11 protein-coding genes and 1 pseudogene are annotated in these 13,509 nt (G+C 74.6%); 7 read left to right on the plus strand and 5 right to left on the minus strand.

The genetic code is table 11. The features are described from left to right. Positions 1-92 precede the first annotated feature (92 nt). A complete protein-coding gene (locus DVH02_RS21230; RefSeq protein ID WP_233518363.1) occupies positions 93-860 on the minus strand; it encodes a hypothetical protein in 768 nt (255 codons plus the stop codon). 97 nt (positions 861-957) lie between these two features. Between DVH02_RS21230 and DVH02_RS36800 the strand changes: the two genes are divergently transcribed. Further along, on the plus strand, positions 958-1,080 hold the full coding sequence (locus DVH02_RS36800) for a hypothetical protein (protein WP_267899071.1): 123 nt from the start codon (positions 958-960) through the stop codon (positions 1,078-1,080). Positions 1,081-1,239: 159 nt separating this feature from the next. Here the strand turns inward: DVH02_RS36800 and DVH02_RS21235 are convergent, their stop codons facing one another. Next, positions 1,240-3,072 carry a PucR family transcriptional regulator gene (locus DVH02_RS21235; RefSeq protein ID WP_114625415.1) on the minus strand — a complete coding sequence of 611 codons (1,833 nt, stop codon included), beginning with the start codon at positions 3,070-3,072 and terminating at the stop codon, positions 1,240-1,242. Between the two features lie 301 nt (positions 3,073-3,373). On the opposite strand from DVH02_RS21235, the gene DVH02_RS21240 reads away from it, so the two are divergent. From DVH02_RS21240 to DVH02_RS21255, 4 genes and pseudogenes are all read left to right on the plus strand, one after another. Next, positions 3,374-4,261: an FAD binding domain-containing protein gene (locus DVH02_RS21240; RefSeq protein WP_114625416.1), complete on the plus strand. Its 888-nt coding sequence runs from the start codon at positions 3,374-3,376 to the stop codon at positions 4,259-4,261. A gap of 2 nt (positions 4,262-4,263) precedes the next feature. Next, entirely contained in the window at positions 4,264-4,788 is a 525-nt protein-coding gene (locus DVH02_RS21245; protein ID WP_114625417.1) for a (2Fe-2S)-binding protein, read from the plus strand. After that, a pseudogene (locus tag DVH02_RS21250) lies at positions 4,785-7,184 on the plus strand (xanthine dehydrogenase family protein molybdopterin-binding subunit); the annotation flags it as partial. The gene DVH02_RS21245 and the pseudogene DVH02_RS21250, both read left to right, overlap by 4 nt. 85 nt (positions 7,185-7,269) lie before the next feature. Then, a complete protein-coding gene (locus DVH02_RS21255; protein WP_114625419.1) occupies positions 7,270-8,466 on the plus strand; it encodes an XdhC family protein in 1,197 nt (398 codons plus the stop codon). A gap of 330 nt (positions 8,467-8,796) precedes the next feature. Here DVH02_RS21255 and DVH02_RS21260 read toward each other — a convergent pair whose 3' ends face one another. Then, entirely contained in the window at positions 8,797-9,825 is a 1,029-nt protein-coding gene (locus tag DVH02_RS21260) for a LacI family DNA-binding transcriptional regulator (protein ID WP_114625420.1), read from the minus strand. A 267-nt stretch (positions 9,826-10,092) separates the two neighbouring features. Between DVH02_RS21260 and DVH02_RS21265 the strand changes: the two genes are divergently transcribed. Together DVH02_RS21265 and DVH02_RS21270 are read left to right on the plus strand one after the other, a co-directional pair. Continuing rightward, positions 10,093-11,364 (plus strand): VWA domain-containing protein, encoded by a 1,272-nt coding sequence (locus DVH02_RS21265; RefSeq protein ID WP_114625421.1) that lies wholly within the window; start codon positions 10,093-10,095, stop codon positions 11,362-11,364. Further along, complete coding sequence (locus tag DVH02_RS21270; protein ID WP_233518364.1) at positions 11,364-12,212, plus strand: hypothetical protein; 849 nt, start codon at positions 11,364-11,366, stop codon at positions 12,210-12,212. Before DVH02_RS21265 ends, DVH02_RS21270 begins: the two co-directional genes overlap by 1 nt. A gap of 241 nt (positions 12,213-12,453) precedes the next feature. Here DVH02_RS21270 and DVH02_RS21275 read toward each other — a convergent pair whose 3' ends face one another. Both DVH02_RS21275 and DVH02_RS21280 read right to left on the minus strand, forming a co-directional pair. Next, positions 12,454-12,813 carry a DUF6204 family protein gene (locus tag DVH02_RS21275; protein WP_114625422.1) on the minus strand — a complete coding sequence of 120 codons (360 nt, stop codon included), beginning with the start codon at positions 12,811-12,813 and terminating at the stop codon, positions 12,454-12,456. A 75-nt stretch (positions 12,814-12,888) separates the two neighbouring features. Then, positions 12,889-13,494 carry a TetR family transcriptional regulator gene (locus tag DVH02_RS21280; RefSeq protein ID WP_233518365.1) on the minus strand — a complete coding sequence of 202 codons (606 nt, stop codon included), beginning with the start codon at positions 13,492-13,494 and terminating at the stop codon, positions 12,889-12,891. Positions 13,495-13,509 lie beyond the last annotated feature (15 nt).

Raw genomic sequence — 13,509 nt, forward strand, 5'->3', positions numbered from 1 at the left:
CCCGGCCCCCGCTCCGGCCGACGGCCCGGCCCCCGCTCCGGTCCCGGCCGACGGCCCGGCCCCCGCTCCGGCCGACGGCCCGGCCGGGGCCGTCACAGAGCCGGGGCCTGCGGCGGGGTGAGCTGCTCGGCCAGCCAGGTGGGGACGCCGCCCAGGAGCCGGAACAGCCGGCCCGCCTCCGAGCGCAGCCGGGTCGCCTCCGGCTCCGGCTCCGCGTCGGCGAGCGCGGCCAGCGCGGGCGCCGTACCCACCAGGTAGCCCAGCTCCTCGCGGATACGGAGGGACTCCGCGAAACCGTGCCGCGCCTCCGCCAACTCCCCCTCGCGCAGAGCGAGACCGGCCAGATGGCGCCAGGTGAAGGAGAGCAGCAGCGTCTCGCCGTGCGCCGTGGCGGCGGCGTGCGCCCTGCGGTAGGCGGCGCGCGCCGACTGCGGCGAGTCGGAGAGGTGTTCGGCGATCAGCCCGCGCCGGAAGTCGAGCAGCGCCCGCCCCCGTGCCGCCGGATCGAGCAGCGCGGCGGCCCGCCCGAGCGCCGCCCGCGCCTCGTCCGCGCGGTCGCGCACGCCGAGGACGGTCGAGGCGTACGCGAGATGACCGCGCTCACAGGCGGCGGCGCCGCGTTCGTGGTCCTCGCGGGCCGTGGCCTCCGCCGCGCGCAGGGCGTCCTCGGCCTCCGGCCAGCCGCCCCCGGTGAACAGACAGCGCTCCACGAGCAGCGCGGCGCGCTGGAGCGCCGGGGCGGGAGCGGTGGCGTGCGGCGCGAGCAGCGCCGCCGCGTCCGTCCAACAGCCGCGCGAGCGCAGCCGCCATATGGCTGTCTGGAGAGGGTCGTCACCAGAGATGGTTCCGGAACCAGACATGGCGGAATGCGCCACATTGCCCTCCCCGAGCGCGCCATTGTGCTGTTGAGTGTGGAGGCATCTCAGCATGGATCACCACGTGCGGCCAATAGGTCAGGTGAAAGATTTCACAATCGCCTGGTCGTCGCGGGGGCGCGGCGAGCGCGCGGCTCCGGAGCGCGCGGCCGGCCGCCGCGAGCCCCTTCGGGCCGTCATCACGCCCGTCACCTGGGACGACTGACGCGGCAACGGCCCGTGACGCGGGCGCCGCGCACCGTCCCCTGAGCGCGGTGGATCCTCCCGCCCAGCATTCCGGGTGACGCGGTCAACGGTGGTTGAACGGAGACCGCGAGAGGGCGCGGCGGGGGCGGGGCGGCAGGCTCCCGCCGCCGACTCGGCGTCAGATCATCCTCAGTGCCAGGAAGAAGTCCAGCTTGTCCTCCAGCCGGGACAGGTCACGCCCCGTCAGCTGTTCGATCCTGCCCACCCGGTAGCGCAGTGTGTTCACATGCAGATGGAGCCTGGCCGCGCACCGGGTCCAGGAGCCGTCGCAGTCGAGGAACGCCTCCAGCGTGGGGATCAGCTCGGCGCGGTGGCGCCGGTCGTACGCGCGCAGCGGGTCCAGCAGGCGGGCGGTGAAGGCCCGGCGCACGTCGTCCGGGACGAACGGCAGCAGGAGCACGTGGGAGGCCAGCTCGTGGTGGCCCGCCGCGCTGACCCGGCCCGGCCGGGCCGCCGCCACCCGGCGCGCGTGACGCGCCTCCTCCAGGGCGCCGCGCAGCCCGTCCGCGGAGTGCACCGCCGCGCTGACGCCCAGGGTCAGCCTGCCGTCGTCCGCGAGGCCGCGCGTGAGCGGGGCCCGCACGGCGGCGAGGAGCGCCTCCGCGTCCACCGCGCGGGCCGCTTCCGGCGCCGGGGCCCGCAGTTCCTGAGCTGTCGCCGCTGTCGCCGCTGTCGCCGCTGTCGCCGCTGTCGCGGCGCCGTCCTCCGACGCGCCGTCAACGCCCGGTGCGGCGCTGTCCTCCGGCGCCCGGGTCGGCGCGGGCGCGGGCAGCGGCACCAGCGCGATCGCCTCGTCGCCGTCCCGGGCCACCGCGATCCGGTCGTACTCCGCGCCCGCGCCCGCCGCCGCGTCGGTCCCCGTGTCCGCCCCCGCCGGGGAGACGAGGATCTCCTCCAGCAGCGACCTGGCCACCGCGCCGTCCGCGACGGCGCCCACCCGCGTATCGCCTCCGCCGCTCTCCGCGCCCGTCCAGTCGACCCTGGCCACGACCAGCTGCCAGAGCGGCACCGGGGCCGCGCCCGGCAGCAGCACCTGCGCGGCCACCCGCAGCCGCGCGTCGATCTCGGCGGGGGCCGCGCCCGCCGAGACCAGCTCCAGCACCTCCTCGGCCAGCCGCCGCCGCACCGTACGCGTCGCGTCGCGCCGCTCCCGTTCGACCGCGATCAGCTGGGCCACCCCCTGGAGCAGATCCAGCCGCTCGGCCGGCCAGTCCGCCGCGTCCGCCTCCACCGCGAGCAGCCAGTCGCCCAGCGCGCTCTGCCGCGCGTCCCGTACGCCCTGATCGGGCACGGCGACCGGGAACAGCGAGTAGACCGTGGAGCCGGCCGTCGTACGGTGCGGGCCGCGCCGCCCCGCGCGCACGGCGGCCAGCTGCTCGCCCGCGAGCGCCGCCGCCCGCGCCGGTTCCAGCGCCCCGGCCGCGCCCGCGATCCGGCGGCCGGTGGGGGAGAGCACCCAGGCCCGCAGGTCGAGGTCGGAGCCGAGCAGGTCCAGGACCACCTCGGGTCCGCCGCCCGCCGGGCCCGAGGTCATCAGCCTGCGGTGCCGCTCGACGACGGCCGCCAGGTCCCCGGCCCGCTCGCCGGAGACCTGGCGCACCACATGCTCGGTGATGGTGGCGAAGGCCACGCTCTCGTGCACGGCGAAGAGCGGCAGCCGGTGGTGCGCGCACGCCTCGATCAGATCGTCCGGGACACCGGCCAGCTCCGCCTCGCCCGCCGCGAGCCCGGCGACCCCCGCGCCCGCCAGGATCCGTACGAACGGCTCCGACTCCCCGGCCCGGCGCCACCAGGCGAGCCCCGTCAGGACCAGCTCGCCGCCCGAGAGATAGCGGCTGGGATCGCGCAGATCGGTGGTCATCACCCCGCGTACGGTCCGGTCCAGCTCGTCCGCGCCGCCCAGCAGCCGCAGCCCCAGCGCGTCGGTCTCCAGCAGTGCGCGCAGCCGCATCTCGTCGCCGCCGATCTCTCGTGTGGTTTCCGGGCTCCGACGGGCCCTGGGGTGGCGTGAGGACGCCGCGGGTTTCGGGCGGAAGACCGTTCGGTTACCGACGCCTCGCCTTTCGTTCGAATCTACAAGACTCTGGAGGAGGGCGGCCAATTCCTTCATGGTTTTGGTGACTGCCCGGCACGGAACCACTGCTTGTGTACTGGTGTGAACCCGCTGTTCCCGGACCCCGGCGATCGCCGTCGGCCGCCGTACGGCTGCCTCCGGCCGCGACAACAGAATCCAAGAATGAAGAGGGCCACTCATGGACTTCCTTCGCCCCGCCAGCTGGGAGGAGGCGCTCGCCGCCAAGGCAGCGCACCCCGCGGCCGTGCCCCTCGCGGGTGGCACCGACGTCATGGTCGAGATCAACTTCGATCACCGGCGGCCGGAACACCTGCTCGACCTCGGCCGCCTCGGGGAGCTGCGCGACTGGACGGTCGGCGAGCGGACCGTCCGGCTGGGCGCCTGCGTCCCCTACGCCCACATCATGGAGCACCTGCGGGGCCCGCTGCCCGGTCTCGCCCTCGCCGCGCACACCGTCGCCTCGCCCCAGATCCGCAACCGGGGCGGCGTCGGGGGCAACCTCGGCACCGCCTCCCCGGCGGGCGACGCGCACCCCGCGCTGCTCGCGGCCGGGGCCCGGGTCGAGGCCGAGTCGGTGCGCGGCTCCCGGCTCATCCCGATCGACGCCTTCTACACCGGGGTCAAACGCAACGCCCTCGCCCCCGACGAACTCATCAGGGCCGTCCACATCGAGAAGGCCGGGGGACCGCAGCAGTTCTCCAAGGTCGGCACCCGCAACGCGATGGTCATCGCCGTCTGCGCCTTCGCGCTCGCCCTGCACCCCCGGTCCAGGACCGTACGCACCGGCATCGGCTCCGCCGCCCCCACCCCCGTACGGGCCCGCGACGCCGAGGCGTTCCTGACCGCCGCGCTCGACGAGGGCGGCTTCTGGGAGAACGGCGCGACCCTCGCACCCTCGCTCGTCAAGGAGTTCGCCACCCTCGCCTCGGCCGCCTGCGCCCCCATCGACGACGTGCGCGGCACCGCCGCCTACCGCCGCCACGCGGTCGGCGTCATGGCACGCCGTCAGCTCGGCTGGGTCTGGGACCAGTACCGGGGAGCCCGTCGCCTCGAAGGAGCCGCGTAACCATGCGAGTCGATCTCACGGTCAACGGACGCCGGCAGTACGCCGACGACGTCTGGGAGGGCGAGAGCCTCCTGTACGTGCTGCGCGAACGCATGGGGCTGCCCGGCTCCAAGAACGCCTGCGAACAGGGCGAGTGCGGCTCCTGCACGGTACGGCTCGACGGCGTCCCGGTCTGCGCCTGCCTGGTCGCGGCCGGCCAGGCCGAGGGCCGCGAGGTCGTCACCGTGGAGGGACTGGCCCAGCAGGCCAGGGACCGCGCCGGCCGGGACGCCGGCGCGGACGACGAGGCCGCCGCGCTCTCCCCCGTCCAGCGGGCGTTCGTCGACGCGGGCGCCGTACAGTGCGGCTTCTGCACCCCCGGCCTGCTCGTCGCCACCGACGAGATGCTGGAGCGCAACCCGTCGCCCTCCGACGCGGACATCCGCGAGGCGCTCTCCGGCAACCTCTGCCGCTGCACCGGCTACGAGAAGATCCTCGACGCGGTCCGCCTCGCCGCCGCCCGCCGGGACGAGGGGGCCACGCCGTGACCGCTCCCCGTACCCGCGCCCCGCTCGGCGTGCCCACCAGCCTCACCCAGGGATCGGGGACCAGGGGCGGGATCGGCGAGTCCACCCTCCGCCCGGACGGTGTCCTCAAGGTCGAGGGCGAGTTCGCGTACGCCTCCGACCTGTGGCACGAGGACATGCTGTGGGGCCACACCCTGCGCTCCACCGAGGCCCACGCCGAGATCCGGTCCATCGACACCGCGGAGGCCCTCGCCACCCCCGGCGTGTACGCCGTGCTCACCTACGACGACCTCCCCTCGCCCGTCAAGAACTACGGCCTGGAGTTCCAGGACACCCCCGTACTCGCCCACGGCAAGGTCCGCCACCACGGCGAGCCGGTCGCCCTCGTCGCCGCCGACCACCCCGAGACCGCCCGCCGCGCCGCCGCGAAGATCCGCGTCGACTACGCGGCGCTGCCGCTGGTCACCGACGAGGCGACGGCGACGGCCGGGGACGCGCCGCTGCTCCACGCGGACCGGACCGACCACCACAGCGGCCACGTCCCGCACCCGAACGTCGTCCACCGCCAGCCGGTCGTCCGGGGCGACGCCGCGAAGGCCGCCGCGCGCGCCGACGTGACCGTCACGGGCGACTACGTCTTCGGCATGCAGGACCAGGCGTTCCTCGGCCCGGAGTCCGGCCTCGCCGTGCCCGCCGAGGACGGCGGCGTCGAACTGTACGTCGCCACCCAGTGGCTCCACTCCGACCTGTGGCAGATCGCGCCCGTCCTCGGCCTGCCCGAGGACAAGGTCCGCATGACGCTCTCCGGCGTCGGCGGGGCCTTCGGCGGCCGGGAGGATCTCTCGATGCAGATCCACGCCTGTCTGCTGGCGCTGCGCACCGGCAAGCCCGTCAAAATCGTCTACAACCGCTTCGAGTCCTTCTTCGGCCATGTCCACCGCCATCCCGCCCGGCTGCACTACGAGCACGGCGCGACCCGCGACGGGAAGCTCACCCACCTGAAGTGCCGGATCGTGCTGGACGGCGGGGCCTACGCCTCCTCCACCCCGGCGGTCGTCGGCAACGCCGCCTCCCTCGCGGCGGGCCCGTACGTCGTCGAGGACGTCGACATCGAGGCGGTCGGGCTGTACACCAACAACCCGCCCTGCGGCGCGATGCGCGGCTTCGGCGCCGTACAGGCGTGCTTCGCCTACGAGGCGCAGATGGACAAGGTGGCCGCCGCGCTCGGCATGGACCCGGTGGAGTTCCGCCGGATCAACGCCATGGAACAGGGCTCGCGGCTGCCCACCGGCCAGGTCGTCGACTCCCCCGCGCCCGTCGCCGAACTGCTGCGCCGGGTCAGGGCCCGGCCGCTGCCGCCCGAGCGGCAGTGGCTGACGGCGGGGGAGGCGCCGGACGTACGGGCGCTGCCGGGCGGCCTGTCCAACACCACGCACGGCGAGGGCGTCGTACGGGGCATCGGCTACGCGGTCGGCATCAAGAACGTCGGCTTCTCCGAGGGCTTCGACGACTACTCCACCGCGCGGGTGCGGCTCGAAGCGCTCAACGGGGTGCCGGTCGCCGTCGTCCACACGGCGATGGCCGAGGTCGGCCAGGGCGGCGTCACCGTCCACGCGCAGATCGCCCGTACCGAACTCGGCGTCGCCCAGGTCACCATCCACCCGGCGGACACCCGGGTCGGCTCGGCGGGCGGCACGTCCGCCTCCCGGCAGACCTATGTGACGGGCGGCGCCGTGAAGCACACCTGCGAGAACGTCAGGGCGAAGGTCCTGGAGATCGGCCGGCGCAAGTTCGGCACGTACCACCCCGCCTGGGCCACCGCCGAACTGCTCCTGGAGGACGGCAAGGTGGTCACCGACGGCGGCGAGGTACTGGCCGACCTGGCGGACGTGCTGGGGGACGAGGCGGTGGACCTGGAGCTGGAGTGGCGCCACCGCCCGACCGAGGCGTTCGACCTCCGTACGGGACAGGGCAACGGCCACGTCCAGTACTCGTTCGCCGCGCACCGCGCCGTCGTGGAGGTCGATACGGAGCTGGGCCTGGTCAAGGTGGTCGAGCTGGCCGTCGCGCAGGACGTCGGCAAGGCGCTCAACCCGCTGTCCGTCGTCGGCCAGATCCAGGGCGGCACGACCCAGGGCCTGGGGGTGGCGGTCATGGAGGAGATCATCGTGGACCCCGCGACGGCGAAGGTGCGCAACCCGTCCTTCACCGACTATCTGATCCCCACCATCCTCGACACCCCGGCCATCCCGGTCGACGTGCTCGAACTCGCCGATCAGCACGCGCCGTACGGGCTGCGCGGTGTCGGCGAGGCGCCGACGCTCTCGGCCACGCCGGCGGTGCTGGCCGCCATCAGGGACGCGACCGGTCTCGCACTGAACCGGACCCCGGTACGCCCCGAGCACCTGACCGGCACGGGCACGGGCTCCGGTCAGGGCACCGGCACCGGTACGGGCACGGGCTCCGGTCAGGGCACCGGCACCGGGACGTGAGGAGGCGCGCATGCTGGACATCGCCGACGAGCTGAGCCGGTGGCTCGCGCAGGGCCGTGACGTCGCCGTCGCCACGGTCGTGGCGGTCAGCGGCAGCGCGCCCCGGCTCCCTGGGGCCGCGCTCGCCGTCGACGGCGGGGGCGCGGTGATCGGCTCGGTCTCCGGCGGCTGCGTGGAGGCCGCCGTCTACGAGCTGTGCCAACAGGCCCTGCGGGACGGGCGCGCCGTGCTCGAACGGTTCGGCTACAGCGACGACGACGCCTTCGCCGCCGGGCTGACCTGCGGCGGTGTCATCGACGTCCTGGTCACCCCGGTACGGGCCGGCTCGCCCGACGGCGCGGTGGTCGCCGCCGCGCTCCGCGCCGCCGTACGGGGGGAGGTGGCGGCGCTCGCCCGGGTCGCCGAGGGCCCGGACGCGCTGCGCGGCCGGGCGCTGCTGGTCCGCCCGGACGGGTCGTACGAGGGCACTCTCGGCGCCCATCGCGAACTGGACCGTACGGCGGCGGCCGAGGCGCGCGCCCTGCTCGACGCGGGCCGCACGCGGACCGTCGTCATCGGGGAGCGCGGCTCGCGTCGCGGGGAGCCGCTGACGCTCCTGGTCGAGTCGAGCACCGAGCCCCCGCGCATGATCATCTTCGGCGCCGTCGACTACGCCGCCGCGCTGGTCGGCGCGGGCCGGTTCCTCGGCTACCACGTGACGGTCTGCGACGCGCGGCCGGTCTTCACCACGCGTGAGCGCTTCCCGGGCGCCGACGAGGTCGTGGTCGACTGGCCGCACCGCTACCTGGAGTCGGCCCGCGTCGACGGCCGTACGGTGCTCTGCGTGCTGACGCACGACGCCCGGTTCGACGTGCCGCTGCTGAAGCTGGCGCTGGGGCTGCCGGTCGGGTTCGTCGGCGCGATGGGCTCACGGCGCACGCACCTGGACCGGGAGAGACGGCTGCGCGAGGCGGGCGTCCCCGAGGACCGGCTCGCCCGGCTCCGCTCGCCGATCGGCCTGGACCTCGGCGCCCGTACGCCGGAGGAGACCGCGCTGTCGATCGCGGCGGAGATCGTGGCGGCCCGGCGGGGCGGCGGCGGAGGCCCGCTGACCGGGGCGCGCACCCCGATCCACCACGAGGCCCCGGCGGCGGGCGCGAGCGGCGGCGTGCGGCGCGGTGACCGGCACACGCGCGCGCCAGGTCACAGGTCACCCGGCAGGCTCTGAGGCTCCGTCGCATGCCGCGTCCCCCACGGATGGGGCACGCGACGGAGCCTCGGCCCGCCTCATGGGCGGGGCGGCGCTCCCGGCGCCGGGTTGCGGCAGCCCGAGCGGGGCGGCGAATGGAGGAGCCGCCTCCTCCGGCGTGGGAGCGCTCCCATAAGTCTTGTCGAGCGATCCGTCCGCGTCAAGGTCGGTGACGGTGCCCGGTGCGGCCGATCCGGGCGGCCCGTCGCGGCGGTTCGCCCTGTCGCCCGCGCCCGTCGCCCGCGCCGCCGTCGCCTCGTCGCCGCGCCGCCCTGTCTCCCCGCCGTCCCCCCCGCCGTACCCCCGGCGTCAGCCCGAGGCGCGCTCGACCAGCTCCGTACGCAGCACCACGTGCTGCCACGCCGCCGAGGAATCGCTCAGCGTCTCCAGCAGCACCCGCGCCATCGTCCGGCCCATCTCCTCCACGGGCTGACGCACGGTGGTCAGCTGGGGGTCGGTGTGCCGGGAGATGGGGGAGTCGTCGAACCCCACCACGGCCACGTCCTCCGGCACCCTGCGGCCCCGGGCCCGCAGGGTGTGCAGGGCGCCCACCGCCATCACGTCGGAGGCGGCGAAGACCGCGTCGAGGTCCGGGTTGCGGATCAGCAGCTCACCCATCGCGCGCCGGCCGCTCTCCTCGGTGAAGTCGCCGTGCGCGATCCAGGAGCCGCCGCCGGGGGTGTCCCCGACCGCCTCCTCGTACCCGCGCAGCCGGCACTGCGCCACGTACATGTCCAGCGGTCCCGTGATGGTCGCGATCTCCCGCCGCCCGGACTCCGCGAGATGGCGTACGGCCGCCCGCGCGCCGCCCACGTTGTCCGAGTCGACGTACGAGACGGACTCGTCCCCCGACCGCCGTCCGCTCAGCACCGTCGGCATCTCCATCTCCGCCAGCAGGTCGGGCAGCGGATCGCTGCCGTGCACGGAGACGAGGAGGACGCCGTCGACGCGGCGGGCGCGGGCGTACTGGAGGAAGCGCTGCCGCTCCTTGTCCGTGCGGACCAGGGTGAGCAGGAGCTGCAGGTCGGTGTCGGCCAGCGCGTCGCCGACGCCGTGCACGATGTCGGAGAAGTAGGGCTCCTCGAAGAACCGTTTCTCGGTCTCGGGTATCACCAGCGCCACGGCGTCCGTGCGGCTGCCCGCCAGGGCGCGCGCGGCCCGGTTGGGAACGTACCCGAGCTGGGCGATCGCCTGCTCGACCAGATGCCGGGTGGTGTCCTTCACGCGGGGCGAGTTGTTGATGACACGGGAGACCGTGCCCCGGCCGACCCCCGCGAGCGCGGCGACCTCCTCCAGGGTGGGCTGGCCCGTACGCGCCTTTGTCACCTTCGCCACCATCGTGGGACCTCCCAGTCGGCCTGTGCCCGGACTGATGCGTGAACGGGAGTGCGGGCTGCCAGTCATCCAACCACTGGGAGCGCTCCCATGAACAGAAAAGGCCGGTCAAGAGGGCTCGGTGAGAGGAGTGGCCTGGCGGGCGGTCCGGGGCGCCGCCGGTGTGGCCAGAGGTGGCCGCCGGACCGCCGTGCCATTTGACAGCAAGGGAGTTGACGCTGCGTCAGCTCTCGTTTGTTCCCGTGGGGCCATTCTCATTATCATCCGGCGATGATCATAAGTAGCCGGTCGGCAGCCGTCGTGTGCGGTCTGGTGGCCACCCTGGCCGTAGGGCTTTTCCCTCCCGCCGCTGCCGCCGCCGACGAACCCGCGGGTCCGGCGCCCAGAGTCGATCTCGTCCTCGATGTCAGCGGCTCCATGCGGACCCGCGACATCGACGGCAAGTCCCGTATGACGGCGGCCAAGCAGGCGTTCAACGACGTACTGGACGCGGTGCCTGAGGGGGTGGAACTGGGCATCCGCACCCTCGGAGCCGACTATCCGGGCAAGGACACCAAGGTCGGCTGCAAGGACACCAAGCAGCTCTACCCGGTGGGCCCGCTGGACCGTACGGAGGCGAAGACCGCCGTCGCCACCCTCGTCCCCACCGGCTGGACCCCCATCGGCCCCGCGCTGCTCGGCGCGGCCCAGGACCTCGGCGAGGACGGTGACGCCAGCCGGCGCATCGTCCTCATCACCGACGGCGAGGACACCTGCGCCCCGCTCGACCCGTGCGAGGTGGCGCGCGAGATCGCCGCCAAGGGCATCCACCTCACCATCGACACCCTGGGCCTGGTGCCCGACGAGAAGACCCGTCAGCAGCTCACCTGCATCGCCGAGGCCACCGGCGGCACCTTCACCGCCGTCCAGCACACCGACGAACTCTCCCGCCGGGTCACCCAGTTGGTGGACCGCGCCGCCGACCCGGTGGTCAACCCGGTCGCCACCGAGGGCGCGGCGCGCTGCGCCGACGCCCCGCAGATCAAGCCCGGCCTCTACAGCGACCGCGAGAAGTTCTCCGAGCACCGCTGGTACCGCGTCGACGTCCTGCCCGGCCAGGAACTGCGCGCCTCCGTGAGCGTGGGCGCCGACCGCGCCGTCGACCAGGACTACGGCGTGCTGCTGCGCGCCGTGACCGTCCACGGCAGGGAGATCGTCCGCGGCTCCGAAGCGGGTGACGGGCGTACGGACGTGATCTCGTCCGGGCTGCGCTACCCCAAGCCCGAGCAGGACGACACGGACGACGACGACAAGCAGGCCGCCGAGACGGTCTGCCTCCAGGTCAGCAACTCCTTCTCCGCGCCCGCCTCCGTCAAGACCACCCCCGGGCTGCCCGTCGAGCTGACCGTCGACCTCGTCGACGCGCCCGACACCGCCTCCGACGTCGCCTCCTTCGGCCTCGGCCGCGGCTGGTGGCTGCTCGGCGTCCTCGCCCTCACCGGGCTGGTCGCCGGACTGCTGTGGGGCTGGATCTCGCGCCTGCGTCTCGTCTGGAGCAACTGATGCGTATCACCGGCATGTTCACCGGTTCCCTGCTCGCCGCCGCGCTGCTGCTCGGCACGGCCGGAGCCGCCGCCGCCGACGAGACCCCGGACCCCTCCGGCACGGCCACGGGCTCCTCCGACGGCTCCGACAGCGCGCAGGCGCCGACGGAGGCCGGTACGTCGTTCCGTACGGCCACCGCCTTCCGGCCCGGCCAGCGCGCCACGGCAGGCGCCTCCACGGGTGACTACCTCTACTGGGTCTTCCCCGTCGACGTGGGCCAGCGCGCCACCGTCAAGGCCAAGATCGCGCTGCCCGACAGCGCCGCCGCCCGCAAGGGACCGGTGACCTGGCAGATCGACGTCTACGACGGGCTGCGCCGCCGCCAGGCGTGTGTGTACGGCGCGCAGACCAGGACGCTCACGGCGGACAAGTCGTCGGTCGAGCTGCGCTGCGTGCTGCGGACCGTACGGGCCTGGGCGGAGCCGTGGTCCGCCGACCCGCTGCCGGGCAGCTACTTCGTACGGCTGACGGTCCTCGACGCCCAGGAGCAGGACCTCGGGCTGCCGGTCACCACCGAGATCGAGGCGCAGGCGCCCTCCCAGGGCGGCGCCCAGGCGGTCGACGGCAAGCTCTCCGTACCGCTCACCCCGGGCCGTACCACCGTCTCGCAGAGCGGCGGCGGCGCGTCGAGCGAGGGGGCGCGGCTGGCCGCGTCCGGCGTCGAGCCCGAGGGCGGCTGGTCCTCGGGCCGCTGGACCGACCGCTGGCTGTGGACCGTGGGCGGCGGCGTGCTCGGCGCGCTCGCCGGAATCGCGGGCTACACCCTGGCCCGGCCCGCCCGGCGTCCCGCGGCGCCCCGGGTCTAGGGAGACACATCCCGCGGGGCTCGCGGTGTCTGGCACGCACGCTCGCCGAGGCGCAGCGAGCGCAGCGCACCAGACGCCGCGAGCCCCGCCCTCCGGGCGGACGGCGCTATGTGGCAGACAGGCCCTGGGCGATCCGGCGGAGCGTCGGGGGCCGGTGGGCCGGGGGCAGCCCCGGACCACCGGCCCCCGCTCCGTGCCGGGGAGCGGGCGCGGCGGGCGGTGCGCGCGCCGCCGCGCGGCGTCAGGCGCTCTTCTGGGCCGCGGCGCGGCGCTGCCGTTTGCCCAGTGGCGCCTGGGAGAGGTCCTCGGCGCTGCTCCGGAGGTTGTTGTGGGCGTAGCCGCGCTCGGCCAGCCATGTCCTCGCCGCCTCTTCTGCGCGTTCGGTCGCCGCCAGGATGTCCTCCTCTTCCTCTCCCGTGTCCTGGAAGCGGAAGGTGAAGGCGGAGCGCGCGGCGAGGTCGTAGCTGAGGTGGCCCTCGGGGGTGAACGCCGCCCGCAGGACGTCGTGTTCCGGGGCGCGGGCCAGCAGCTCGGCCCGCTGCTCGGCGCTGAGTCCGGCGAAGACACCGCGGACGGTGACGCGGAAGGTACGAGTACTCATCCGGCGACCCTAGCGACCGCGACGGGCGGGGCTCCACCGAGTTTCCCGGGTGCCGGGCGGAGCGCCGCCGCTGTCTCACTCCACGTGGTAGGCGACGCCCATGGCGCGGTCCAGGATCTCGTCGAGCGTGCGCGGCGCGGTGTCCGAGGTCCACGCGATCAGGGCCGCCTCGACGCATCCCAGGGCCGCGCCGATCACGGCGTTGGCGCGCGGGTCGGAAGCGTCCGCCGGGTCGGCCCCGAGGCGGCGGGCGATCTCGGGCCGGAGCAGCTCGTGCCAGCGGGCGTTCTTCTCCCGGTGCCAGGCGGCCAGCGCGGGGGTGTTCACCATCAGACGGGTGAGCCGCCGGGTGTGCTCGTCGTGGGCCTCGTACTCCTCGATCAGCGGAGTGAGCGCGCGCCGCATGGCGACCCAGGGCGTTTCGTCGGCCGGCCGGGCGGCGAGCGCGTCCCGCAGATACGCGCCCACGTCGTCCACCGTGCCGAAGAGCGCCTCTTCCTTGGAGGAGAAGTACCGGAAGAACGTGGAGCGGGAGATCTCGGCGGCGGCGCAGATGTCGTCCACGGTCGTCTCCTCGTAGCCCCGCTCCAGGACCAGATCCTGGACCGTCCTGGCCACTTCGGCCCGCATGGCCTGACGCGCTCGCTCCCGTGCGCCGCGCGCGGGCTGGTTCGGACTCATGGCGGCACGGTACTA

The sequence above is a fragment of the Streptomyces corynorhini genome, assembly GCF_003346515.1.
GTDB lineage: Bacteria > Actinomycetota > Actinomycetes > Streptomycetales > Streptomycetaceae > Streptomyces > Streptomyces corynorhini.

Bases quoted from the DNA above. Each gene is read 5' to 3' on its own strand.
- DVH02_RS21260 (WP_114625420.1), bottom strand. From the start codon at position 9,825: ATGGTGGCGAAGGTGACAAAGGCGCGTACGGGCCAGCCCACCCTGGAG.
- DVH02_RS21255 (WP_114625419.1), top strand. From the start codon at position 7,270: ATGCTGGACATCGCCGACGAGCTGAGCCGGTGGCTCGCGCAGGGCCGT.
- DVH02_RS21280 (WP_233518365.1), bottom strand. From the start codon at position 13,494: ATGAGTCCGAACCAGCCCGCGCGCGGCGCACGGGAGCGAGCGCGTCAG.
- DVH02_RS21275 (WP_114625422.1), bottom strand. From the start codon at position 12,813: ATGAGTACTCGTACCTTCCGCGTCACCGTCCGCGGTGTCTTCGCCGGA.
- DVH02_RS21265 (WP_114625421.1), top strand. From the start codon at position 10,093: ATGATCATAAGTAGCCGGTCGGCAGCCGTCGTGTGCGGTCTGGTGGCC.
- DVH02_RS21230 (WP_233518363.1), bottom strand. From the start codon at position 860: ATGTCTGGTTCCGGAACCATCTCTGGTGACGACCCTCTCCAGACAGCC.
- DVH02_RS21235 (WP_114625415.1), bottom strand. From the start codon at position 3,072: ATGCGGCTGCGCGCACTGCTGGAGACCGACGCGCTGGGGCTGCGGCTG.
- DVH02_RS21270 (WP_233518364.1), top strand. From the start codon at position 11,364: ATGCGTATCACCGGCATGTTCACCGGTTCCCTGCTCGCCGCCGCGCTG.
- DVH02_RS21245 (WP_114625417.1), top strand. From the start codon at position 4,264: ATGCGAGTCGATCTCACGGTCAACGGACGCCGGCAGTACGCCGACGAC.
- DVH02_RS21240 (WP_114625416.1), top strand. From the start codon at position 3,374: ATGGACTTCCTTCGCCCCGCCAGCTGGGAGGAGGCGCTCGCCGCCAAG.